We start from the raw sequence: 22369 nt of genomic DNA on the forward strand, positions 1-22369 counted from the left end.
GTCAGTCCGAGTAACTGCGAACGTTGGAGGTTCGCATAAAACCAACGAGGGACGCATACGGTGCCTTTTTGCCTGCACTTTGCAATTCCGTATTGTTTGTAATGATGTCGCGCCACCCGCCGAAAGCTGTTTCGGGGTTATCGTCCGCGCCGCGACCCGCAGTGTGAAGACTCCACAATCGCCGGCGCAAATCCGCGGAGACCTTTCCATTATCGTGGCAGATGTTCAACTCGCTATCGGCCTCCATGCTACGCGTATTAATGTTCGCCGAACCCAGCGTCATGAACGCATCGTCGACGGTCATTAGCTTTGCGTGCACGTATACCGGGAGCCAATTGCCCGGCAACGAATCGGGTGCGACTAAGGTGCACACATGAACCTTAAGTCCCGTGATCTCCGTAGGGACGATTTGCTTACTGTGGTCGGCCGCGTCGCGGCGTTGCTGTTTAATGTCAGCCAGTTTTTGCCAAAGGTCCTGCTGATTCATCCGGTTCTGCTGAAGATATTGCATCGCTCCAGCAGCGGATGAAAAATCAAATCCGGTGGTTTCTACTTTCTTTTCAGCTTGCTGCTCCCGTTCCAGTTGCGCTTCCACGTCCTTTTGCTCGCTCTCCAGGCTATCGGCTCGCTCCAGACGGGTCATTTCAGGGATCGTGTCGTCGCGGCCGAGTGCGTGAAGCATCCGGTAAGTGTTGACTGTGCCAGTACCGACTGCCGCGTCGGTGGAATTGGTGACGACGAAAAGATAGATGGGGTTCTTGGCGAGATCACGCCCCCAACTGGCTTGCTGTTTGACCGCCTGCTTGATCTTTTCTGCAAGCGGCGGCCATCTGAAATACTGGTTTTCGATAAAAATGTGCTTTGTGACATTGTTCACAGCCTGCAGGTACATCTTTTCGATATCACGACTTCCCGCCTGTGATTGCGTACGTAACACCTGCGCCATCAAAGGTGTGTCGCCTGCCGTGTTTCGATACGCGCTCAACTGCGTGGCAGCGCGCTTGCGCGATTTGCCCAGACTTTGGCCCGTCGCATCGTCCCATGCCTGACAGAAGTTGTCGTTGAGATATTGCAGCACGGGGCCTGTGACCCGACTCGAGATATCCTGCCACGGAGACGGACCATTGCGCCCAAAGCGGGGATGCATCCGAGCGAAGCTGTGCGCGTCAGTGTCCCAATATTGATCCAGCATGTTATGACCCATGACGAAGCCAAGCGCGAGGTCGGAATACTCATAATCGACCAACACCATTTTCTGATGGTGAGTGGGTTCGAGCGCACCCATTGAAGCACTGTTTTGTGCAGCGGTTCGTGTATCTCGCGCCGAGTCCTCACCGTGCCAAAACGTACGCCACGCTATTTCTATTCGATTTGCCGGGTTGAAATCTCGTGTGGCGAATTCAAAATTCTTGAATGCCTCTTTCCGATCAATCCGCCGCACCACCGCATCGGCCAATGCCCCGGGTGTGGGTAGACTCGAAGTTACATTGGTCAGGTTGGCACGCCTGTACCACTCGGTATCGAATTCCCGTTCGGTGTTATTTTGGTAGTCGGGTGACAGCATCGACATGTGAGCATAGACCGATTTACCGAGATAGGGCTTCACTGCGGTCGCCGCATTGTTACCCGGCATGTTGTTTTCGCTCCACTCCGCCAGGTGGATGTCATCCTGCCAGCAGAGCAGTCTCACCCTGACTCCTTCCTCTCCCTTCTGCACGAGGAGTTGACCAATCGGTACACCGTTGCCGTTACGCTTGAAAAGCATCGACGGCTGAAAGCCCCAGCAGATGATATCGACGGAATGTTTTGCGATGACGATGGCGTCATATACCGCGCCGAATGCCTCTTCTCCATTCACCAGGGGTCTAAACGTACAGGCCGCTGGATTGTATTCGGTCCGCTGCACGAACCACGGCAGAGTTGCCGTCGCGCTCTTCGTGCTGTTCAAGGCGATCGGTGTGGTGATGGTCGAATTCGGTGTGGCCATGCCCTATGCGTCCGAAGAGGGGTTGAGCAGATCGTTGTATGCCTGCCGGTGTGCGGCGCGGTCTACCGAGGAATATTCGCTCCCCGGCATGCCTTCGTGAAACTGGAACCCTTGGTTCGCCAGCGCTCCATTGACCGCATCGCCCCGATAGTCAGCAGGCACCGGGATCTCATGAGTCACACCGTTCGCCAGTTCAAGTTTGTATTGCTGTGTGGTGACGTGATGATCAATGGGAAGCTGGCCGGTGCTGTCAATGACCCCTTGCTTCACCAGCGCGCCGTCCGCAAAAAGCTTGTACGGCATGCCTTCAGGAATGACGCTCGTTGCGGATGGCGACGCAATGGTGTTGACCATCAATCGCTGCGTGGGCATATCCTTGAACGCTGGGCTGTTGACATCCATCCGCGTCGGACCGTTAAACGAGTGTTGCGCACCCTTGATATCGATCTTCCCTGGCGCGTGGATTTCGATGTTGCCGTCCTTGATGCGAATATAAGCGCCACTCGATGTTATAAGAATCTCCTGTTTTGCCGCGGCCTGAATCGCGTCGGTCGCAGAGAGTAGCTTCAACGTCTTCTGCGTGGTCATCTCAATATTGTCAGCGTGCGCCTGAACTTCGACCTTCCCTTTCGCCGCAAAGAGCTTCATGCCCGCATTTTGCGCAAACAGGCTGAGCTTCTCCGTCACGCTAGCAACTAGCGACTTGCCCGTCGCAACGTGCGTGCTCCCCCCACTGACCAGATTGACATGCTGGTCAGCCGCAACGTGAGCCGACTTCTGCGTTGACAGCGCGATGCCCGCCGGGGCCGCGATCAACATTACTGGCTGCTTGAACGTGTTCGCGTTGCCTGTACCGCCACCTGCCGTATTACCGCCGCTTGCCGACACCCCCGTGGTGCTATTTTGGGTCGCATCGGTGAAGGTCTTCAGCGCCTCGTGGCCGCTCTTCAGACTTTCCGCTTGGGCGCTCTCGCTAGCCTGAGAGAGAGCATCCATCACGCCTTCCGAGTTGGCCAGTTGATCGCTGGCTGCGCGTGCGTCGAGCGGCTGACTCGTGGCGGGGTGGGTTGAAACGTACAGCCCTCGATCGGCTCGAAGCGCGCCGTATGCGTCCGACTTCAGATCGAACCCGCTGCCGAGATAGCTGCCTCTCGTGTTGCCGCTTTGGTCGACGAGATATCCCAGATGCAGATGCGCATTCGTGCTGCTGCTATAAAGCTGAACACGGTTCTGGCCTGTCGCATCATCCATCACCATCTGGTTGTAGCCGCTTCCCTGATACTCCTTGGACTTGTAGCCCGAAAGCAGACCATTGGAATGCCAGTGCGGTTGCGTCGCACCGTTATAGATGCAGCCCGTTACCAGCGGCTTATCGCAATCACCGCCTGCCCAATCGATCAAAACCTCTTCGCCGACTCTCGGGATATGCACACCGCCGTATCCGCCGCCTGTATCGGACATCGCGACCCGCACCCAGCACGACGCCTTTTCGTCGCCCTCATTGAGCCGGTCCCAATGGAAATGCACCTTGATGCGGTTCAACGAGTCTGTATAGACTTCTTCGCTGCCCGGTCCAACCACGATCGCCGACTGTAGGTGCATCGACGGCTTGTGATGTTCAAGCGGGCTGCGATACGGCACGACCTTGCGCTGCGCCTCGATTTCGACAAGGAAGAAACCCTCGCTGCCGTCGCTATGGGCGACCTTCAATCCGTCATGGTGGGCATGGTTCGATTTCGCTGCCGCCAGTTCGCTCTTCAGACTATGCGGGAAGTCAGCGGCCTGAGTGGATACCGGCAGGTTGTTCTCAACGAACCAGGCGGTCTCAATGATGGCGAACTGCCGGTTCTGGGTGCTGTCCGTTCCGTGCTCGGGGTGATTGTCCAGTTGGAACCAATGACCGGCATCCGCGCTTCGCACGCCGCCTGCACCGAAGAAACGCTTTGCCCGCGACTCCCACTCTTCCATTCTGACCTTCGACAGGTGATCGCCGCGGTCCTGTTCGCCGTAGGTATAGGCGCCGGTGTATTCGTAGACCTCTGCTTGCTGCGGTAGATTCCCTTGGGTCGTGAGGGTTGGCACGCTGGTGCCTTTCGGATTGTCCGGCGAGCTCGGCACCTTGTAATCGAAGGTGCGTGTCGTGAGCGTCGTGCTTTGCAGCGTTCGTGTGCCAGACCACTGCACGAGCGCATCGGTTTCGCTGTTGGTGCCCGCCCGATAGAACTGAACGGTTTGCGGAGAGAGCGGTTGAAATGAGTCGAGGTTGTCGGTGACGACGAGCGTATGCGATTTGCCATCGCTAGCCTGTTCGAGGTATCCGAACAGGCCCTCGCTTTCCATCAACCGGTGGGTGAAATTCCAGTCGTTCTCGTGTTGCATGCAGAACGAATGCGAAGGTAGCGGCTTGCTCAGAGCAAAACGAAATGCCCCTTGCGCCTGGGGATGCATGGTGAAGACATCGGTCAGAATCTGGTCCGCAGACTTGTCTTGCCAGATCCGCGCGTCTTTGCGAAAGCGCAGGAAATGCATCCACGACGCAAAGCCAATCTGGTAGCTCGTCAGTCCGCTTTCCGATCCGAGACGTCGCGCCGTGTGGACGTAGCCATGATGAGGCAGATACGACTTGTCAGTCTGTTGGATCCATAAAGTGACTGGCTGGGCAATCAGCGTTTTGAGTTCTATCGTCCCTGAAGTGGAAACGAGATCGACAGTGAATTCGTAGTGGCGGCCAATCCGTGAATAACCGACAATGCGCTGCGGCAGCAGAATATTATCGCCGAGTGGGCTGTCCAGCTTCAGGAGGCGGCCACTCTGGACGAGTGCGCCAGTTATTACCCCGATTATGTCCTGCGCTCCCATACCGCCTCTTCTTGTTAGCTGACCGAGCCATCGCGCTCAGCGCGATTCTACAAAACTTCAGACTAATCAGCCAGCTAGCCAGTATCAACCAGTGTAAAACGGTATTTATTCCCACGATCCGAATATGCGTACGGCATATCGGTAAATTCTATTAAGCGATCTTATCGACAGTTTTTCCGTGTACCACATGGATTGCGATGCCGGGTTTGAACTGGCGTGAACGAGATAACACGATTTTGTCCGCAGAATCACGAGAAACGGCCCGCAGCGGGTCGGTCGCGTAGAAAGCCGCTTGGTAAGAGTTCGGTCCGGCTTTGATTGCCATCTGACAAAGGCGGTCAAGCTAGCTCTCCTTCTGCATACGATACCAGTCGCGCTGCGATTGGCTTGGATTGACAGCGATCTACGTTATTGTGCGGAAACGAGCCGATTGTCCCTCGGAGATCTCAGCGTACGATCAAGCTGGGGATTCGCCAAATGCAGAAATCTGGACTACCGACCAAGGAGAGTGCGCTTTATCGGATTTAGACTGTAATCGCTTGCAGGCTGTCAGTTGCAGCCGGGTGCAAACCGGCTTTTTCGCCTCAATCAATCGACTTGCCTTGACTTCCAAGGCTGCGCCGCTATTACTATGCAAGGTAGCTAATGGGCAGATCGCATGGCGTCCGCACCGAATCGCCGCTCAGGCTTCATCGCACCGCTACGTGCAGCGCAATACGTGCGCATGTCTACCGACCATCAGCAATGCTCCCCGATTTTCCAGAGACAGGCGATTGCAGAGTACGCAGCAGCCCATAATATCCGCATCGTCCGGGACTATGAGGACGCCGGAATCAGCGGACTTACGCTGCGCGAGCGCCCGGCCCTAACTCAGTTGCTGGTGGATGTCGAAAATCCAGCCCGCAAATTCACAATAATATTGGTCTACGACGTAAGCCGTTGGGGGCGATTTCAGGACGTTGATGAGGCAGCTTTCTACGAATACGCCTGTCGTCGCGCTGGCGTAAAGGTAGTTTACGTTGCCGAGCCCTTTGAAAACGACGCCAGCCCGGCAACGTGCGTCATGAAGGCGCTCAAACGCGCGATGGCGGGTGAATTCAGTCGCGAAATTTCACGCAAAGTTTTCCTGGGCCACTGTGTCAACGTTCAGCGGGGTTACCACTCCGGCGGGCCGCCAGGGTACGGCTTGCAGCGTGTGCTGGTGGACGCCCATAACGGCACCCGCCGACCGCTTGCACCGTACCAGTACAAAAGCCTCCAGACCGACCGTGTGGTCCTCGCTCCCGGACCGCCGCATGAAGCGGCGCTCGTGCGAAAAATCTTCGAGTGGTACGCCGCCCGTGGGACGACCGCCACGATCATAGCGCGTCGGCTGAACGATTTCGGAATTTGCAACGGCGCCGGCCGGCCTTGGTTGCCGCGAAATATTCTCCAGATTCTGCACAATGAAAAATACATCGGCACGAACGTCTACAGCCGGACTTCTTCGAAGCTGGACGCCGCGTGGGAACAATTGCCCACGGAGGACTGGATACGCGTACCCGGTGCGTTCGAGCCGGTAGTTGGCGCGCAGATCTTTGGCACCGTTCAGCGTAAACTCGCCCAGATCAGGCATACCCCCAGCCGGGATGAAATCGTGTCAGGCCTGCGCAAGGTCATGGAAAAAGCCGGCAAACTGAATCAGGCGACTTTGAAGCGCTATCGAAGTGCGCCATCTGTTGAACGCGTGATGCACGAATTCGGCAGCCTTTACGGAGCGTACGAGGAAATCGGGTATTCGCCCCATCTGAATCCCGAGCGATCCCGGAACAGACACGTCGAACGGCGAACGGAGCGCGCGCTAGCCGAGATCACGATAGAGGTGTTGCAAGGACTCGGGCACGAAGTGAAGTTCGAGAAACACACAAATGTCATGTGTGTAGACAACGCGCTCAGGCTGCAGCTTGTGGTGAGAAGTTCATGGCTCATCCACGGACACTCACCGTATTGGGTCGCGCGCTGGCCGGACTGCTTCGCCATCGACTTTCTGGTCTATGCCCGCATTGAACGGGCAACTCCTGAGCTACTGGATTTTTATTTCTTTCCTCGAGGCAGCCTCACTCATGGGAAATACACGGTGATTCACCGAAATGGCGTCTCGAATTTTAAAGATTTACGACGTCCCGATTTGAAGTCGCTCGTCGAACTCTCGGACGCGGTCCCGCTGGAAGTCCTGGATCGCGTTCCGTCTGCGGGTGTACCGTGAGACCTCGCACAGAAAAACGGGCCTCGACGCGTACTGCGGCAAACCGTAGTTTGCTGCAATCACAGGGGCATGAACCTGATGTACCTGAGGCCGGCAGTCGCCTTGTCGGCGAGCGGGTAGCGCGCAAGCCCGTTGAGGTACGAATATGTCAAGAGATCAAGCGGGAATGTGAACTCCAACGCACCGCGCTATCTCGTAAGGAGGCTGCGGACGCGGAGGTCAGGATTCTTGACAATATCCTTGGAGAACTGTTTTTCCAAGCGGAGTTCGTCGCCTTACTCAAGGCAACGGGATTCGCAAAGATGCCGCACCTCGTTCAGCAACGACTGCTGAAGCAAGCATGCGAGGATCGTGCAGCTTCGGATGTGCCGGAAGGGAACACAACCGGCTCCGGTCACCGGCGCGGCCGACCGCCTGACGTCACAGAGACCACAACGACTCTTGCTGGAGAGACTTTGTCCGCGAGGACAATTCAGGCACTTAGCCGAATGACGACATCACGTCGGATAGCCGTCTCCAATCTGATGCGCGCAGTGGACAACTACACAGGGGACTTTGCCCACGCGCTGCTAGCGGCGACACCCGAGGATCATCGAGCAGTCGTATCACGGGTACGTCGATGCGACCGAAATCGTACAAGGCGCTTCGAGAGGATTGAAAAGCGGTTGATAGGCTTGCAGCGAAAGAATCACGCCTTGTCTGCCGGGCATAACGTTAATTTGCTCTACCTTGCGGTCTGCGGCAGCTATATCCGTAGCTGGGTGCAAAATTATGACGTGATCGCGTGGTTGCAAGTGCTTTATCCGCTTCACGCCGCTTCGCTCGAGCGCATCGCACGGGAAGCAGATGATGCGACAGAGCCAAAACGTGCCATGAAGTTGCCGTACGCACGAACCAAGACCGTGTGTTCTACAACAAAGAGGCCCGTTTGAAGTGCGCGTGCCGCAACTGCCTTAAAACCACCGCGTGTTGAGAAGTTGGGTCAGACACTGCTGGTAGATGTCCTGAGCTATTGGCGAGCGAAAATCCAAACGGAGATTTTCACAGAACATCGAAGTGACCTGGTCAGGTCCAAACATAAGTGGAGAAATTAGCTCCATCTGCTCGGCAATTTCGCGGGCGCGACTCGCGAGCATCACACGTTCGATGACATCCGCGCCTCCCCCGTTTGCGGCCAGCCATATTGTCGTCGATTCGACGACGTGATCCGACGACAGCCATTCCCCGGTCGCTTGCCGGGCAACAAAGTGCGAGGCAACCAGGTAGGTCAGGAGTTCGGCGCGAGCGCGCAAATCGAGATTAAGCGGATTGTTCAAGGCGACACCGTCCTCGCAAACGACACGAGGCAAGTTTAACGCTTGGGCGACCATGCTAGCTGAGATCGCCAGCGGACAGAAGGAGCCGATCGCTGCCGTCGTGATGGAGCGCCCTCGACCCACTCCGAGTGTTTGACACCATGGCGCAGGAACGGCGGTTTTGACTCACTAACCGCCATTTAGCGATGGGACTACCCGAACGAAGCGAACTCCATTACGGAGAGCGACGGGCGGTTAACAGGGCCAGCGCCTCTCGCAGTAGAGCCACGGACGCCGTGATGTCTGTCGTCACCTCATCGTCCCTGCCAGTCATGGACATGTAGGCGATGTGAACCGCTGGGGAATGCTTCGCGAGGGCCACCAGATGCGGGCCGCTCGGGCCGCGCACACCTCCCAGCCAATTCTGAACCGTTCTTTCGCTGGCACCGGTCCACCGAACGAGCTTTTTGATCGATTGCCGCGAGCCTCCAAGTTCTTCTCTTAGCGCCATGGCAATTGCTAAGGGGTATTCGGCAACGATTTCTTCTTTCTTCCAGCGCAACTTCTTGCGTGTTGTCGGCAACATTTTTCGCGCCTCCAAAACTATATTCCCTGAACGCAAGCAAAGAAATGTGGCCCGCCTGCCTCCTCTCCGGGAGAGCACGCAGCGACTAGAGCCGACCCCTTGAGGTTCACGGGAGGCAGGGTGGAACGAACATCGCGCAACAAACTCCCGACAGACACCGGCGGACGAGGCCGCGCGGCTGCGTATGTGCGGATGTCTACAGAACACCAACAATACTCAACCGAAAATCAGAAGGAAGTCGTTCTTGCCTTCGCGGAAAGCAGGAACCTAGACGTCGTCCGCGTCTATGCCGATGAAGGAAAAAGCGGCCTGCGCCTCGAAGGGCGCGATTCATTGAAAGCCTTACTGCGAGACGTGGAATCGGGGGCTGCGGAATTCACCGTGATCCTGGTCTACGACGTCAGCCGCTGGGGGCGGTTCCAAGATCCGGACGAGAGTGCGAGTTACGAGATCCGTTGTAAGCAAGCGGGCGTGAGGGTGCTCTACTGCGCCGAGCAGTTCGAGAACGATGGCAGCCCCGTGTCCAGCATCATCAAGAGCGTCAAACGAACCATGGCCGGCGAGTACAGCCGGGAGCTTAGCGTGAAGGTTCACGCCGGGCAATGTCGCCACATCCGCAACGGGTTCCGCCAAGGCGGCCCGGCCGGATATGGCTTGCGCCGCGTCCGTGTGGAACAGAATGGCGAGAAACACGAGTTGAAACGAGGGGAGCACAAGGCGATTCAAACGGATCGTGTCATTCTCGCTCCAGGGCCGCCAGACGAACTGTTGACCGTGCGAGCTATCTACCGTTGGTTCGTTGAAGAAGGTCGCCCCGAATCGGAAATCGCATCAGCCCTGAACGAGGCGGGCGTTCGCACCGATCGCGGCACACTGTGGACCCGTGGAACCGTTCACCAGATTCTCATCAACGACAAATATGTCGGCGACAACGTATGGAACCGCGTGTCGTTCAAACTTAAACATGAGCGCGTCCGCAACCCGCCGGCCTCATGGATTCGTGCGGACAACGCATTCGAGCCGATCGTCGACAGGATCATTTTCGAGGCCGCTCGCCAAATCATTCTCGCTCGCTCGTATCGCCTGACCGATACCGACATGCTGGACGCGCTGCGCAAGCTGTTGCTGCACAACGGCTATCTTTCCGGCATCGTCATCGACGAGGCGGCTGGCTGTCCCTCGAGCAGTGCCTACACTAGTCGCTTCGGCAGCTTGCTTCGAACCTACGACCTCATCGGTTACATGCCCGCTCGCGACTATCGCTACGTCGAGATCAACCGCCGCCTTCGGGAACTTCATCCCGAGGTTGTCTCGCTGGCCGAGCGGGCGATGGCCGACACGGGAGCGCGGGTCGAAAGAGACGCTGGATCCGGCCTGCTGTGGGTCAACGAAGAGTTCAAGGTGTCGCTAGCCCTGTCCCGCTGCCGGCCGACCGTAACCGGCTCGAATCGCTGGATCATTCGCTTCGACAACGCGCTGCGCCCTGACATTACTGTCGCGGTCCGCATGGAGCTCGACGCGAAGTCGATCCGCGACTATTACCTCTTACCGACCATCGACGTCTCGTCAGACATCGTCCGTTTGGGCGACCACAACGACTTTGGATTCGAGGCTTACCGCTACGAAGATCTCGGCATGCTTTGCCATTTGGCGCGCCGGGTCCCATTGAAGGGAGTCAGCTATGAATGACCGCGTCGACAAGATCGTCTCCACGCTTTCGCGCAGCGAACAAATCACCTTGATTCCGGTTGAGCGCCTTCGTGTGCTGAACCCCCGAACGCGCAATCCGTACTTCTTTTCGCAACTCGTCGAGAACATCGCGTCGGTCGGGCTCAAACGGCCCATCACGGTCGCGCACGGCGGACGCGACGCCGAGGGCGAGTGGCATGAGGTGTTGTGCGGGCAGGGCCGCCTCGAAGCTCTCAAGGCGCTGGGGGAGACGGTGATTCCTTGCTCTATTGTCGAAGCCAGCCAGATCGACCGCTACCTTATCACGTTGACCGAAAACATCGCGCGTCGACGCCATTCGACCGCTGAGCTTCTGGATGGCCTGCAGGTTCTCCGCGCGAAGGGCTACACAACCGAAGAGATCTCCAAGAAAACCAATCTGGACGACTCATATGTCAACAGCATCCTGCAATTGTTGGAAAAGGGCGAGCAGCGGCTGATACAAGCCGTGGAAAAGCGCGTCATGCCCTTGTGGCTTGCCGTCGAGGTCGCCCGCTCGTCGAGCGACGAGGTTCAGGCTGCGATGGTTGCCGCCTACGAGTCCAAGACGCTGACCGGAGACCAATTGCTGCGCGTGCGGCGAATTCTAAGCAAGCGTGAGGTGTCGGGCAAAAAGATGCACGGCAGACCCTCCCCGCGGGAAAAGCCGACACCGCAAAAACTTCTGCGGACTTACAGGAACGAAGTTCGCCGCCAGAGGATAGTCGTGCAAAACGCCAATCTCCAAGAGCAGAGGCTTCTGCTAATCACCTCGGCGTTGAGGCGCTTTCTCTCCGACGAGCATTTCAGGACGCTCCTGCGTGCCGAGGGCGTCAAGGACATACCCGAGGCGGTCGCCTCGCGCATCCCACCGGAGCTTATGCCATGAGCAATGTCAAACACGGATTTGAGGGCAAGGTCATCGAGGTTCCCCTTGAGAGGATTGTCGCCAACTCGTCGTTGGCCAAGGGCGTTCTGGCGACCATGAAATACAAAACCATCCTCGGCTCTATTGCGGAGTTGGGCGTGATCGAACCGCTCGCTGTCTTTCGATCCCCCCGGCGTCTAGGGGACTACGAGCTGCTCGACGGGAGGCTGCGACTGGAGGCCCTTAAGGAGCTGGGCCGGGAAACGGCTCCGTGCATGGTCTCGACCGATGACGAAGGCTTTACGTTCAATCGCCACATCACGCGCCTATCGGCTGTCCAGGAGCACAAGATGATCCGCGCCGCGCTGGCCAAGGGAGCTTCGGAAAAGCGAATCGCAGAGGTCCTTCGCATGGATGTCCGCAGCATTCGGGAACGGGCGACTCTTCTGGATGGCGTCGCTCCCGAGGCAGCCTCAATCCTCAAAAACCGGCAAGCCGCGCCCAAGGTCTTTTCGGTTTTGAAGAAGATGAAGCCTTACCGGCAAATCGAAGCGGCCGAGATGATGGTCGCGGCCAACAAGTTCACCGCGACCTACGCGGAAATGATCTTGGTGGCCACACGCTCCGAGGCACTGATCGACGGACCAAAGCCAAAAAGAAAAGATGAAATCTCGCCGGAAGATCTCGCGAAAATGGAAAGCGAAATGGAGCGGCTGCGGCAAGACTGCCAGGCCGTCGAGGACGAGATCGGCGACACGATGCTGTCGCTTGTGGTCGCCAAGAGCTTTATGGCGCGCCTGCTTCGCAACGAAAACATCCAAGGACACTTGAAGCGCCACCACGGTGATCTGCTCGCCAGCCTAGTGTCGACAATGGACGCGATCGGGGCCGACAATCGCGTCTCCGAGCGAGAGTGAAGCGACCTTTTGACCTGCTGCGAATCAACTATTTGGCGGCTCTCACTCCGGAGTGACCTATTTTTGCATGCAGCGTACTGCCACCGATCAAGTGAAGTTCTTAAGCCGATCCGGCAGGGGGCGGTCGCGCTGCCATTCTGGGCCGTCTTCTACCTGTTACCTATGCGCCCGGTTCTCAAAACTAATGCCTTCGAATAGCAGAGGCCGGCCTGCCATTTCGAGGTCCTATGTGACGCCATGCATCGCATTGGCGATGCTAAGAGCAGCTAGGTGAGAACGCTGAATTGCTGCTGTTCAAGCGACACCGTTTCGACAATCGTTTCGAACTCAGCCAGCAGGTCTGGCTGACGTTGCCGCAGGTATTGAGCTACCAGTTCGTTCTCCAGGAGTCTGGCGAGATATCCTTTTGCGAGCACCAGGTTCAGCACATCCTGTCCGTAGGTCTGCTCGACAAGTTTGTATTGGCCCTGGAGGTTGCTCATCTCCCGCTCCATCTTCGCCATCTGTTCAGGCGTCACACCGGTCAGCTTTGGCGGCTTCTTTCCATCAACCAGGCGTGCTGCGGGTGTTGCGACAAGCAGCGCTTCGGCATAAGGCACGGTCACGTTGTTCGCCGCTATCATCAGCTCGACGCATTCCATCTGCCGCGTCGGCTTCATTTTCCGAATTGCGCGAGCGAGGTCTACTGAGAACTGGCGATCTCCCAGAAGTTCGGCGGCTTCAGGACATATGCCGTCCAGCAGCGAAAGCTTCTTGAGGATCATGGACACGTCCATAGCGAGGGCCTTTGCCAGCCTCTCCGGCGACACGCCCCGTTCGACGACGCGCCGAATCATATAGTGCTCCTGGATTGTGGACAGCCGATTGACGCGATTGTTGTACGTGTAGCTTTCGTCGTCGGTTGCGACCAGGCACGATACCTCGACAAATCCGAGCTTCTGCATCGCAATGAGGCGTAGGTGGCCATCAAGCAGCACATGTTGACCCGTACTCTGGTGTACTGCAGTAACCGACAGTGGCTCAATCAGGCCGATCTCCTCGATCGAGGCCTTGATCTGTTTGAACTTGCGCGAATCGATGATCGTCGCCGGCATTTTGCGCGACGGCAAGATGCACACTAAGGGAATAGATAGAGGCTCGGGAATGAAACCGAGCGTTATGCCTGTCATGCGACGCTCCCGCCCGACCAGACGCGCTCGGCAAGATATTTCGGCAACGTTGCCAGCCCCTCTGCACGTAGCAGATTGACGAAGTTTTCATCTGCAAAAATTTGCCGAAGGGCGCCCACGACAAACATGAGCCGCTGCTGCGCAAATTCGGCCTTACGCACCATCGACTTCTGGCGTTCGACTTCATGCTGATAGGTCCGCACCAGGCTCGATGTCGTCACATCCGCGAGCTTGCCCGACATGTTGCGGGCAGCGGAGCGCCCAAGCGTTTTGCGTCGCTCGATAATCCGGCGGGCATCCATCAATTGCTTGCCACGTAACTTGCCGGATTCGTAAGCTTCCTGCAGAGCAGCCTGCATTGCCGTATCGTCGTCACCGGCGCTAACAATAGAGAGTGCGGCGTTGAGTGGAATCCGTCCCTTCTCCACTGCTATGACCAGGCGCTCTTCACCATGATGCAGTAGCATCAGGATACCTTGGACATATGACTGCGTGAGCCCCGTTTTTTCCGCGATCACCTTCGACGTATATCCCTGCTCCTGCAATTGCCGGATGCCGGCGAGGAGTTCGAGTGGTCGGCACTGACGACGCGCAATGTTCTCCGCGAGACTCATGATGAATGCGTCTTCGTCACTGACATTCACCACCATCGCCGGAATGGTCGTCTCGCCAAGTGAACGGAAAGCCTTCAGGCGACCCTCGCCACACACAAGCAGATACTTTTCGACGCCATCCGCTGTAGCACGTGGTGTGACCTTGATCGGCTTTTTCAGGCCGATCGCCCTGATGTTGCCGACGATTTCGTTGAAGACGCGGTTGTTACGCTCACGAGGATTGATGACCTCGATCTGGTCGATCGGAATCGTCCGCACCTCACCCGCCTGTTGCTGCTGGTTCATGCCACCCTCCGGAGGCGGGCCCGCTCAGCCATGCCATAGAGATAGTCAAGCGTGTCAAAACGATAGCTCTCGAACTCAATCCTGTTCTGGTCGGCGAGGCTGATGCGCGGCTGGCCGAAATCTAGGCGCGGCAGGAGGTAATAATCGAGCGCCGCGGAATTCGCGTGGTCGAGCCTAACGGCTACGGTAATGTCCGGCAGCAGGCTCGTGTCAAACCGGACCTTCCAGCGATGCCGCCCATTTTCGTGTGTCTGGCAACGCGCGAGAACGAGGCAGGCAGTGAATTCATGGTTGACGGTGAGCATATCTGTGGCTGGATCGCGCAGCACCATGCCACCGAGATCGGCGATCTTCTTCTCCGTCTGTGCAATGATTTCCGGGTGAAGCTGACGGAGGAACCGGTTGGTTTCGAGATAGCGGTAGTCGCGCCCAGGCGTGAAACCCACGGCCTGGTATGCGCGGATCAGACTGCCGAACCTGTACATGTACACGGAGCTTGATGGCATGCCATCAGTCTCGTCGATAACGAGACCGGACAGAAATCCGCGATCGCGATACAGGTTCCGCAGGCGCTGAATCAGCTCTTCATTCGAATAGCGCCGGGCGCGCGCCCGCATGATGCCCTGTGCTGTGTAAAACGTCTCACCTGGTACGATAGACTGGAATGCACCTTCCTTCCGGATCCACATGTCCGGTGTATTCACGACGCGCATTTTCTTGAGTTTGAACGACACGCGGTTGTAGACGTTATTGCCGATGTATTTCTCGTTGGTCAGTACCTCCCGTACAGTCGCGCGTGTCCATTCCCGGTCGAGATTTGTGCGAACACGCATACCATTTAACCGGGCCGCAATCTCATATTCATTTAACGACCCGTCGATAAACCAGTTGTAGATGAGATTGATAATCCGGATTTCGCTCTCGGGCCCCGGCATAAGGATCACCCGATCGGTCTGCAGGCTCTTGTGCTCACCTCGCTGGAGTTCTCCTTTCATGATCCCGTGCTGATCGATGAGGACGCGGCGCAGACCATAACCAGCCGGTCCGCCCTGCCGGAAGCCGAGTTCGATCAGCCGGCACTGACCGGCAAACACCTTGGCCGACAATTCCCGGCTGTATTCACCGGCCATTGCCCGCTTCACTCCTTTCACGATGGTGGATACCGGCGAGCCGTCGTTTTCGAACTGTTCGGCGCAGTAGGCAACCTGGATGCCGACGCGCCGGCAGACATACTCGTAGTACGCACTTTCATCCGCGTCCTGGAATCTCCCCCAGCGACTCACGTCATAGACGAGGATCACCTGAAAATCCGCGCGACCGCTTTCAACGTCCTTGATCAGTTGCTGCAGCGCCTGCCGCCCGTCGATACGCAGACCGCTTTTGCCCTCGTCAGCGTAGGTGCGAACGATCTCGAGACCACGCCGCACGGCGTACTCCTGGATCCTGTCGCGCTGGTTCTCAGTCGAGTATTGCTGGTGCTCAGTCGACATCCGAACGTATTCGGCCGCCCGTACCGAGGGGGCCTGCGCGACGGCGGTATCGCCTATGTGATCGAGTGACACGGTCCTGCTCCCGCTGCTTCGAATCCTCGCTCCCCTGAGCTTGCGTGTCCGGCATCGCGTCGGACACGCAGATCGTCACTTTCGAAACGCAACCGCGTCGCAACTGCGGTGGTGTCTGATTCAGAGCGGGTACAAGGCAAAGGTAGCAGGCGTGGCGCGGAAGTCGATCACGTCATCTCTTTGCAATTACGTATGGGTGGCCCGTTTGGTGCCGACAGCACGGCGATATGGACGGTGCACGCGTTCATCTTTGCAATGCCTGTTTCGACCGCACGGCGCAGTATGTAGAAGCCCGACGCGAGCGGGTGTAAAGGCGGTGACGCGTCCATGTTTGCAACTGGACTGGAACTTCGTCGTGCATTCCGCTCCCGCTGCATCGCGCAATTGCGCTCCCGATAGGCCGGGTGCGTCGCGCGGTATTGACGCCAGTAGTCCGGGTGACGAGCGCGCCATTTGGCCTGCGCCCGCGCCTGGTTGTCGCGATAGTCGGCATCGGAGCGCAGATGCTGCCGTTGCCAGCGTCGTCGGCGCTCACGCTGACACTCGGCGGCGGAACAGAACCGCTGGCTGGGAACCTGGGGACGCAGCTGGAAGGCGCAGCCGCACGCAATGCACCGCCGGATCGTATTCATGAACGTGCTCCACACGTATTCCGAATATGGAGCGCGAGCTGCGAGATACAAAGTGGTTCGGAGCGTGCAATCAGCATCGTGCCGCGCCCCGATGCGCCGACGCTGGCGGTGCCAGCGCCAGCCCGCAGATTTCGGCGCGATGTTGAGTCAGAGATCTACAAAGTGGGCGTCGGCTATGACGATGTCTATGCTATAGCGCGACCTGCCAATATCGATCTGCGAGCCGTGCGACGGGCGTGAACGGTGATTTAGGGTCTCAGCGACGCGACTTAGGCGAACGCGCCGCTCTGTGCCATGGCGAGAAGTTGAACGATCCTCGCGCGGCCGTCGGCATCGTCGAAAAACTCATATGGGCAACGATTTCCCAGTGCGGGATTCGGTTTATTGATCCAGCGTCTTGCCCATGCAGCAGCATCGAACCCATTCGGATCACCACTTTCGATGACCATTCGCTCCACCTGTTGGGTGAGCGCGGCGACAAATTTTCGCTGACCGGCAGTAAGGGGCACACCACGCGTCTTGCTCATCAGGTCAACTCCGTTTCGGCGTCAGGAGGTAATCATCCGGCTGGATCCGGCACGGATGCTCTTTCGATCATACTGCTCGATCTAACGCCGGTCCAAGCGAATGGCTCTGCTACAGCGCGTTCAGGGGTAACAGCATGACCCGCCAACGCGGCGCTTCCGAGAGATTGCACAAACTGCGGCGCGGTTTCGGGGATTTTCACTTTTCGCGGTGGCGGCCATCGCTGCACCTGTCGCTGTTAGTGAAGAAATCCTTTACCTTCGATGATTCGTTTTTCACTTTTGTGCCGCCCGACGAAACCGCTGGCTAGAAACCTAGGGACGCGGCTGGAAGACACGGCCTCACGCGACGCTTCAATTCGCAACTGCATTTGGGCGGGCGCCAGCGGTTGGAACGGCCCTCAATGAGGCCGCTTGCGCTGCTGACAAAACACGGTTTTAATGATTTAACTGTGTAGTAAATCAATGATTGCACTTACTTTGGCGCGCTTGTAGCCCAGTCTCACCAATTTAGACACGGGTCAACGGGTCTTTGTGGCGCGGCAATTTGCAAGTGATTGATTTCCCGGGAGGTGCAGGTGCGCCTTTTCTGTCGCCCTACGTAGCTGAACGCATAACCTGAGAATCTGGGACCCATAAGTAGAGAAACTTATGGGTCTTTTTTCTTGATAGCTCACATTAATGGATAACTCATCAACGTCCGCAGTCTCGAAAAGATTTCCAAAAGGGGCGCGCATCCTTCAGACCTCCATCGCCAAAAGGTGGAATCTGGCCACGTCTGTGACGGTGGACAGTGTGGAGCGGTTGCGGGTACGCCAGATTCTCCGTCGTGCCCTGCTCGCATCATGTCGAACGCGAGCGCCCGAAGTTCCCTGCATATCAATCCACCAGTCAGTCGACCATATCCGAAGAATTTCCCATCCTAGGCCACGAAGCACCTGCTCCCTCAATTTGTCGCGGTCCCTGGCCGTTGCCGAGCGGTGGTATGTCGCGCCATCGCATTCGATACCTGAGAGATATCGTCCCGGGGCATCAGGGTCAACGACGCCAAGGTCGATTCGAAACGCAGACACGCCGACCTGCGAGTGCAACGTCCAGCCGCGCTCGGACAATGCAATACATACAGCTTGCTCAAATGGACTGTCGAATCCCCCGATGCTTCCTGCGACCGCTTCTCCAAGAGCTCGCGCTCCGCGCTCTGCAAACTCGAGGAAGTGTTTCAGGTCCCGTACACCGAGCGCCTGCGTTCGCGACAAATCCATCTGTTCGGGACGGAGGCTTGAAAAAACGCGTAGCTCTTGTCGAGCTCGCGTAATCGCGACGTTCAAACGGCGCTCTCCGCCCTGGCGATTCATCGGACCGAAATTCATTGAAACGTTGCCGTCAATGCCGGGTCCGTATGTAATCGAAAAATACATGATGTCCCGCTCGTCACCTTGCACGCTTTCCAGATTCTTAACGAACACTGGTTCAAGTTGCGATTCGAGGAAGAATGGCTCGATAGATGGGTCTTTACGCCGGGCCTCATCGAGCAAGTCCTCAATCAGCGACTGTTGTTCGGCGTTGAACGTGACCACGCCTATGGTATGGCCAGACTCGTGAAAGCCGGGCGATTTGAGTCGACCGACGAGGTCAGCGACCAGGGCCTTCGCCTCCAGCTGATTTGTTCGTGCGCCACCTTTCTCATAGCGGCCGGTGCTGACGTGATGGAAGCTAACTGCTCGGTCATCGGTGACAGGGCTTGGGAAGGTGGCCTCGCTTAAAGTTCCGTATACAGCGGAAGCAGATCCTGATCGACGAGTCTCTTTTCGATAGCGTTCGCCACGGCTACATGTTCCTTGTTCGCCGCAGAGAAAGGCTCATCAATCACACTGACAATGATGGTGCCCTTCTGCCGCTTGCCGTCCATCACAGGAATAAGATCACGTGCCTCCGGAATTTGCGCGGCGGTGAGGACGCGCGCCAAATAGAGCATCCATCCAGCGCCTGGCCGTTTTTCAAAAACTCTGTATTCCGATGAATACCGGAACGATCCGACTTCGACGCTCAGCGCCGGCCAGATATGGGTCGCCTCGGTCACGATATCTGCCACGACATCACATTCTGCAAGAGACATGACGCCTTTAGTCTGCAGGCTTAAGACGCACAAACCACTCACAGACAGTTGGTCCGTGAAAGCCGCGCCCCCATTGCCTTCGATACCGTTCCACGCGCCAAACGAACGTACGTGCGGATACGCCTGCTTTTCGGCCTTTGCCATTGCTATGGCAGCAGTGGTCGGTCCGGTGGAATCGAAAGCCCGGTTGAGAAGTGACGCTTTCACGTTGTCCGCTGGCGGAAACCAGCCATCGATCGGAAAACCCGCGACTTGCAATGCGCTCGCAAATTGCCACAACCGGTGATACTCAGTTTCGATCGTCGGCAATTCGGGCGCGGACAGACGAAAAGTCAATTCGAGGTTCAGACTGTAATTCATGATGTCGTCAATTCCAGTTCACTGAAGCGGGCGCAGCTCAGTTCGAATAAGTGGAGCGGCTAGCGTGAAAGCTCGCGTGAAATAACGGTAACTCAATCGCTGCATGAAATACCAGTGAAGCTGGGCGGGCGGATTGGCTACCACGATACCGTTTTGGGTAGACGCTTGGTCGACCATTTTTCGGACCCCGGAAACTCTGAAAAAAAATTTCGGCTCACCCGTCTCCGGATCAAAAAACTGATCATAATTCGCCTTTGCCTCTTCCAGCTGACACAGCGACGCACGAAACCCATCGAAGTCGAGCCCGCTGAAACTCCACTCCGTATTCGGCGCGAAGCCTGTCACCTGCGCCTGATACGTGCGCGAGGTGTCTGACATATTCCAGTTACGCGCCACGAGGTTACCCGCATCCGGTGGACACTTCTTGCACGCTTCGTCTGTCTTCGGCATGGTTCGCGCGACCGGTTGGGTCTTGCTCTTGTCTTGCGCCTGATCGCCGGATAACGACAGGATTCCCGCAGCAGCGGTCCCGCCTAGCAAAGCGGGGAATGCTTCGGCAAGCAATGCGCCCGCTCCTTCGATGAGCGGAATTGCCAATACAGCCATCAGTTACTCTCCCGTCAAATCGATTTCACAGATCCGTGAACCGCGGCAACAGGTCTAGATCCACGAGTCTTCTCTCAATGGCATTCGCGGATGCAACATGCTCCACGTTATCGATGCGAAAAGCGCCATCATCGACGCTAACGACGATCGTTCCCTTCCAATGCCCGCCTTCCATCACGGGTATCAACCTGCGCGCCTCGGCGCACCTGAGCGTGTGTGATTTCGCGCGGCAGGTACAGCATCCACCCTGCGCCGGGCCGATCGTCGAACACCTGTTGTCTCGCAAAATATCTATACGAACCGACCTGAATGCTCGATGCAGGCCAGATGCGGGTCATATCGTGCAGCACTGCCACGACCACAGCCGGATCGAACAAGCTGGCGATGCCGTCGGAATCGACTTCGCGGGTGCACAATCCGGCGACGTCAAGCAGATCGGTCATCACTATGCCGCCCGCTCCTTCTATTCCGTTCCATGCGCCCAAACCTCTCAGACCGGGATAGTAGTCCTCAGCCGCCTTTGCTATCGCAAGCACCGCTTCGGTCGGACCTGAGGCGTCGAACGCCTTGATGCGACGCGACGCCTGCGGAGTGCTCGACGGAGGGTGCCAGTCATCCACACTCAATCCGGTTTTTTCGAGCGAAACAGCGAGCTTCTACAACCATCCATAGCTCTTCATGGGAAAGAAGTTCCTCTTGCTGCAACCGGGAGCTCAGGCGAATGTTAAGGTCTGCCGTCATCCTCCTCCAGGCTCGCAATGCGAACAGCTGCCGATAGCCAACACAGCCATCACCGCGTCTCCCTATCCCTATCGATCAACTTCCGCCGCGTCACCGCCAGCAGATCTTCAAACCGCTCCTCAACCGGTCGTCCCGGCTTCGCGAGCCAAGCCGCGATCCCCGGCTTGCGATAAAACTCTGGCACATCCGCTTCGATATAAAGAAACTCCACCAACTCCTTGTCCTGCTGAAACCCCATGCGCTTCGCGTCCCCATACGCCCGCACCAGGCGGTCGAGCAAGGTCGGATCGTCGGCGTAACGCGGGGCGTCGCGCAAGATATCGTCGCGAATCGTCGCGACAAAATTGCGTTCGTCGCTCGCGCACAAAGCGGCCCATTGTTCTGCAGTCAGTTCAAGCATGGTGAGAGACGTGAAAGCGTTTGCCATCCGCGAGGCCGTGCCACTCGTCCACATCGCCGAAATAAGCGCGACGTCTTTCGGTGTCGAGCGCATTGAAGAGCGGCACGAAAACGCGCGGATCCCAGAACCGGAGCAACGCAATCTTGCCATTCGGCAGTTTGCTGTTGAGCTTGCGTTGCAGTGTCCGCACTAGCGACTCGATATCCTGCGTGCTGAACAACCACATCACACCAGGCCGCGCTGTTTCCAGTTCATCGAGTGAAGCCACCGCGTCGGCATCGGGTTGCGCGATGTCGACAAGCCATGGTCCAGCGGATGCCAATGGCTCATCTTCTGTCCCGGCGAACAGCGTGTGCACAGTGCCCCAGCGGCGCCGCAAGCTGCGGCCGAAATGCTGTTCGTACTGCAGGCCATCGACCAGCGCATACGCACGCAGCCCCGGCGCATCCGCACGCAAACGCTCCAGCCGTTCAGCGAGAGTCGTTGGGATCATGAGCGTACGACAGTGGAAGCGCCCGTTTCTGCGGCATGAGCGAGGCACTCGCGACACAAGGTCGGCGCGACTGTGGACTCCGCCGCCGCGGCTGCCGTGCCCTGCATCGACGCAGGTACATTGCCGGTGGTCTCGGATTGCGCGGCGATCAACACCGCACCGCACGAGGTCTTGTCGCCATGAAAAGCGAGCGGCACACCTTCCACGGTCATCGCCGGATTCTGCGATGTCACAATCGGAAACGTGCCGTCGCATTTCGGACAATGGACGAGGTCACCGAGCCGGGCGGCGCGCCGTCCGCTGTCGCCGACGCCGATGGTCGCCGAAGCGGAAACGATCTTGCCGCCGTGCGACGTGCTATCGCCTTCACATGCGATCGAAGTCATAAGTCACCTGCCATCAA

General features: G+C 57.5%; 21 protein-coding genes and 1 pseudogene. 6 read left to right on the forward strand and 16 right to left on the reverse strand.

All coding sequences use genetic code 11. The annotated features are described in order from the left end of the window. Position 1: 1 nt before the first annotated feature. Together PQQ52_RS20530 and PQQ52_RS20535 are read right to left on the reverse strand one after the other, a co-directional pair. Positions 2-1987, reverse strand: a complete 1986-nt coding sequence (locus PQQ52_RS20530; protein WP_408215103.1) for a phospholipase D-like domain-containing protein — start codon at positions 1985-1987, stop codon at positions 2-4. Between the two features lie 3 nt (positions 1988-1990). Beyond that, entirely contained in the window at positions 1991-4846 is a 2856-nt protein-coding gene (locus PQQ52_RS20535; protein ID WP_408215106.1) for a type VI secretion system Vgr family protein, read from the reverse strand. 658 nt (positions 4847-5504) lie between these two features. Between PQQ52_RS20535 and PQQ52_RS20540 the strand changes: the two genes are divergently transcribed. Together PQQ52_RS20540 and PQQ52_RS20545 are read left to right on the forward strand one after the other, a co-directional pair. Continuing rightward, positions 5505-7091: a recombinase family protein gene (locus PQQ52_RS20540; protein WP_408215109.1), complete on the forward strand. Its 1587-nt coding sequence runs from the start codon at positions 5505-5507 to the stop codon at positions 7089-7091. A gap of 50 nt (positions 7092-7141) precedes the next feature. Then, a complete protein-coding gene (locus tag PQQ52_RS20545; protein ID WP_408215112.1) occupies positions 7142-8023 on the forward strand; it encodes a hypothetical protein in 882 nt (293 codons plus the stop codon). Between the two features lie 21 nt (positions 8024-8044). Here PQQ52_RS20545 and PQQ52_RS20550 read toward each other — a convergent pair whose 3' ends face one another. Beyond that, positions 8045-8407, reverse strand: a complete 363-nt coding sequence (locus PQQ52_RS20550) for a hypothetical protein (protein WP_408215115.1) — start codon at positions 8405-8407, stop codon at positions 8045-8047. A 214-nt stretch (positions 8408-8621) separates the two neighbouring features. After that, the gene (locus PQQ52_RS20555; RefSeq protein WP_408215118.1) at positions 8622-8972 is read right to left on the reverse strand and encodes a helix-turn-helix domain-containing protein; all 351 of its coding nucleotides are present in this window, start codon (positions 8970-8972) and stop codon (positions 8622-8624) included. 192 nt (positions 8973-9164) lie between these two features. Here PQQ52_RS20555 and PQQ52_RS20560 point away from each other — a divergent pair, with 192 nt between their 5' ends. From PQQ52_RS20560 to PQQ52_RS20570, 3 genes are read left to right on the forward strand one after another with little or no spacing between them, the layout of a single operon-like run. Continuing rightward, positions 9165-10661, forward strand: a complete 1497-nt coding sequence (locus PQQ52_RS20560) for a recombinase family protein (protein WP_408215121.1) — start codon at positions 9165-9167, stop codon at positions 10659-10661. Further along, entirely contained in the window at positions 10654-11568 is a 915-nt protein-coding gene (locus PQQ52_RS20565; protein ID WP_408215124.1) for a ParB/RepB/Spo0J family partition protein, read from the forward strand. The genes PQQ52_RS20560 and PQQ52_RS20565 overlap by 8 nt, the downstream gene beginning before the upstream one ends. Next, positions 11565-12464 carry a plasmid partitioning protein RepB C-terminal domain-containing protein gene (locus tag PQQ52_RS20570; protein ID WP_408215127.1) on the forward strand — a complete coding sequence of 300 codons (900 nt, stop codon included), beginning with the start codon at positions 11565-11567 and terminating at the stop codon, positions 12462-12464. Before PQQ52_RS20565 ends, PQQ52_RS20570 begins: the two co-directional genes overlap by 4 nt. Before the next feature lie 266 nt (positions 12465-12730). Here PQQ52_RS20570 and PQQ52_RS20575 read toward each other — a convergent pair whose 3' ends face one another. From PQQ52_RS20575 to PQQ52_RS20595, 5 genes are all read right to left on the reverse strand, one after another. Then, positions 12731-13633 carry a plasmid partitioning protein RepB C-terminal domain-containing protein gene (locus PQQ52_RS20575; RefSeq protein WP_408215130.1) on the reverse strand — a complete coding sequence of 301 codons (903 nt, stop codon included), beginning with the start codon at positions 13631-13633 and terminating at the stop codon, positions 12731-12733. After that, entirely contained in the window at positions 13630-14532 is a 903-nt protein-coding gene (locus tag PQQ52_RS20580) for a ParB/RepB/Spo0J family partition protein (RefSeq protein WP_408215133.1), read from the reverse strand. The genes PQQ52_RS20575 and PQQ52_RS20580 overlap by 4 nt, the downstream gene beginning before the upstream one ends. Beyond that, positions 14529-16094 (reverse strand): recombinase family protein, encoded by a 1566-nt coding sequence (locus PQQ52_RS20585; protein WP_408215136.1) that lies wholly within the window; start codon positions 16092-16094, stop codon positions 14529-14531. The genes PQQ52_RS20580 and PQQ52_RS20585 overlap by 4 nt, the downstream gene beginning before the upstream one ends. Positions 16095-16261: 167 nt before the next feature. Further along, a complete protein-coding gene (locus tag PQQ52_RS20590) occupies positions 16262-16726 on the reverse strand; it encodes a hypothetical protein (RefSeq protein ID WP_408215139.1) in 465 nt (154 codons plus the stop codon). Between the two features lie 269 nt (positions 16727-16995). Then, positions 16996-17253, reverse strand: coding sequence for an MbcA/ParS/Xre antitoxin family protein (locus PQQ52_RS20595; protein WP_408215142.1), 258 nt, complete (start codon positions 17251-17253; stop codon positions 16996-16998). A gap of 134 nt (positions 17254-17387) precedes the next feature. On the opposite strand from PQQ52_RS20595, the gene PQQ52_RS20600 reads away from it, so the two are divergent. Beyond that, positions 17388-17561, forward strand: coding sequence for a hypothetical protein (locus PQQ52_RS20600; protein WP_408215145.1), 174 nt, complete (start codon positions 17388-17390; stop codon positions 17559-17561). Between the two features lie 555 nt (positions 17562-18116). Here the strand turns inward: PQQ52_RS20600 and PQQ52_RS20605 are convergent. From PQQ52_RS20605 to PQQ52_RS20635, 7 genes and pseudogenes are all read right to left on the reverse strand, one after another. Beyond that, a pseudogene (locus PQQ52_RS20605) lies at positions 18117-19004 on the reverse strand (PDDEXK-like endonuclease domain-containing protein); the annotation flags it as partial. A 5-nt stretch (positions 19005-19009) separates the two neighbouring features. Continuing rightward, complete coding sequence (locus tag PQQ52_RS20610) at positions 19010-19726, reverse strand: Imm52 family immunity protein (RefSeq protein ID WP_408215148.1); 717 nt, start codon at positions 19724-19726, stop codon at positions 19010-19012. 18 nt (positions 19727-19744) lie between these two features. Beyond that, positions 19745-20332 carry a restriction endonuclease fold toxin 5 domain-containing protein gene (locus tag PQQ52_RS20615; protein WP_408215151.1) on the reverse strand — a complete coding sequence of 196 codons (588 nt, stop codon included), beginning with the start codon at positions 20330-20332 and terminating at the stop codon, positions 19745-19747. A gap of 137 nt (positions 20333-20469) precedes the next feature. Continuing rightward, complete coding sequence (locus PQQ52_RS20620; RefSeq protein ID WP_408215153.1) at positions 20470-20952, reverse strand: hypothetical protein; 483 nt, start codon at positions 20950-20952, stop codon at positions 20470-20472. Positions 20953-21122: 170 nt separating this feature from the next. Continuing rightward, positions 21123-21473: a hypothetical protein gene (locus PQQ52_RS20625; protein WP_408215156.1), complete on the reverse strand. Its 351-nt coding sequence runs from the start codon at positions 21471-21473 to the stop codon at positions 21123-21125. Beyond that, positions 21466-21966 (reverse strand): DUF4123 domain-containing protein, encoded by a 501-nt coding sequence (locus tag PQQ52_RS20630; protein WP_408215159.1) that lies wholly within the window; start codon positions 21964-21966, stop codon positions 21466-21468. Before PQQ52_RS20630 ends, PQQ52_RS20625 begins: the two co-directional genes overlap by 8 nt. Next, positions 21963-22352 carry a PAAR domain-containing protein gene (locus PQQ52_RS20635; protein ID WP_408215161.1) on the reverse strand — a complete coding sequence of 130 codons (390 nt, stop codon included), beginning with the start codon at positions 22350-22352 and terminating at the stop codon, positions 21963-21965. Before PQQ52_RS20635 ends, PQQ52_RS20630 begins: the two co-directional genes overlap by 4 nt. Positions 22353-22369: the final 17 nt, after the last annotated feature.

It is taken from the genome of Paraburkholderia sediminicola (assembly GCF_046030555.1).
Lineage (GTDB): Bacteria > Pseudomonadota > Gammaproteobacteria > Burkholderiales > Burkholderiaceae > Paraburkholderia > Paraburkholderia sediminicola_E.

Bases quoted from the DNA above. Each gene is read 5' to 3' on its own strand.
- PQQ52_RS20530 (WP_408215103.1), bottom strand. From the start codon at position 1,987: ATGGCCACACCGAATTCGACCATCACCACACCGATCGCCTTGAACAGC.
- PQQ52_RS20535 (WP_408215106.1), bottom strand. From the start codon at position 4,846: ATGGGAGCGCAGGACATAATCGGGGTAATAACTGGCGCACTCGTCCAG.
- PQQ52_RS20540 (WP_408215109.1), top strand. From the start codon at position 5,505: ATGGCGTCCGCACCGAATCGCCGCTCAGGCTTCATCGCACCGCTACGT.
- PQQ52_RS20555 (WP_408215118.1), bottom strand. From the start codon at position 8,972: ATGTTGCCGACAACACGCAAGAAGTTGCGCTGGAAGAAAGAAGAAATC.
- PQQ52_RS20560 (WP_408215121.1), top strand. From the start codon at position 9,165: ATGTCTACAGAACACCAACAATACTCAACCGAAAATCAGAAGGAAGTC.
- PQQ52_RS20565 (WP_408215124.1), top strand. From the start codon at position 10,654: ATGAATGACCGCGTCGACAAGATCGTCTCCACGCTTTCGCGCAGCGAA.
- PQQ52_RS20570 (WP_408215127.1), top strand. From the start codon at position 11,565: ATGAGCAATGTCAAACACGGATTTGAGGGCAAGGTCATCGAGGTTCCC.
- PQQ52_RS20575 (WP_408215130.1), bottom strand. From the start codon at position 13,633: ATGACAGGCATAACGCTCGGTTTCATTCCCGAGCCTCTATCTATTCCC.
- PQQ52_RS20580 (WP_408215133.1), bottom strand. From the start codon at position 14,532: ATGAACCAGCAGCAACAGGCGGGTGAGGTGCGGACGATTCCGATCGAC.
- PQQ52_RS20590 (WP_408215139.1), bottom strand. From the start codon at position 16,726: ATGAATACGATCCGGCGGTGCATTGCGTGCGGCTGCGCCTTCCAGCTG.
- PQQ52_RS20595 (WP_408215142.1), bottom strand. From the start codon at position 17,253: ATGAGCAAGACGCGTGGTGTGCCCCTTACTGCCGGTCAGCGAAAATTT.
- PQQ52_RS20600 (WP_408215145.1), top strand. From the start codon at position 17,388: ATGACCCGCCAACGCGGCGCTTCCGAGAGATTGCACAAACTGCGGCGC.
- PQQ52_RS20610 (WP_408215148.1), bottom strand. From the start codon at position 19,726: ATGAATTACAGTCTGAACCTCGAATTGACTTTTCGTCTGTCCGCGCCC.
- PQQ52_RS20615 (WP_408215151.1), bottom strand. From the start codon at position 20,332: ATGGCTGTATTGGCAATTCCGCTCATCGAAGGAGCGGGCGCATTGCTT.
- PQQ52_RS20625 (WP_408215156.1), bottom strand. From the start codon at position 21,473: ATGCTTGAACTGACTGCAGAACAATGGGCCGCTTTGTGCGCGAGCGAC.
- PQQ52_RS20630 (WP_408215159.1), bottom strand. From the start codon at position 21,966: ATGATCCCAACGACTCTCGCTGAACGGCTGGAGCGTTTGCGTGCGGAT.
- PQQ52_RS20635 (WP_408215161.1), bottom strand. From the start codon at position 22,352: ATGACTTCGATCGCATGTGAAGGCGATAGCACGTCGCACGGCGGCAAG.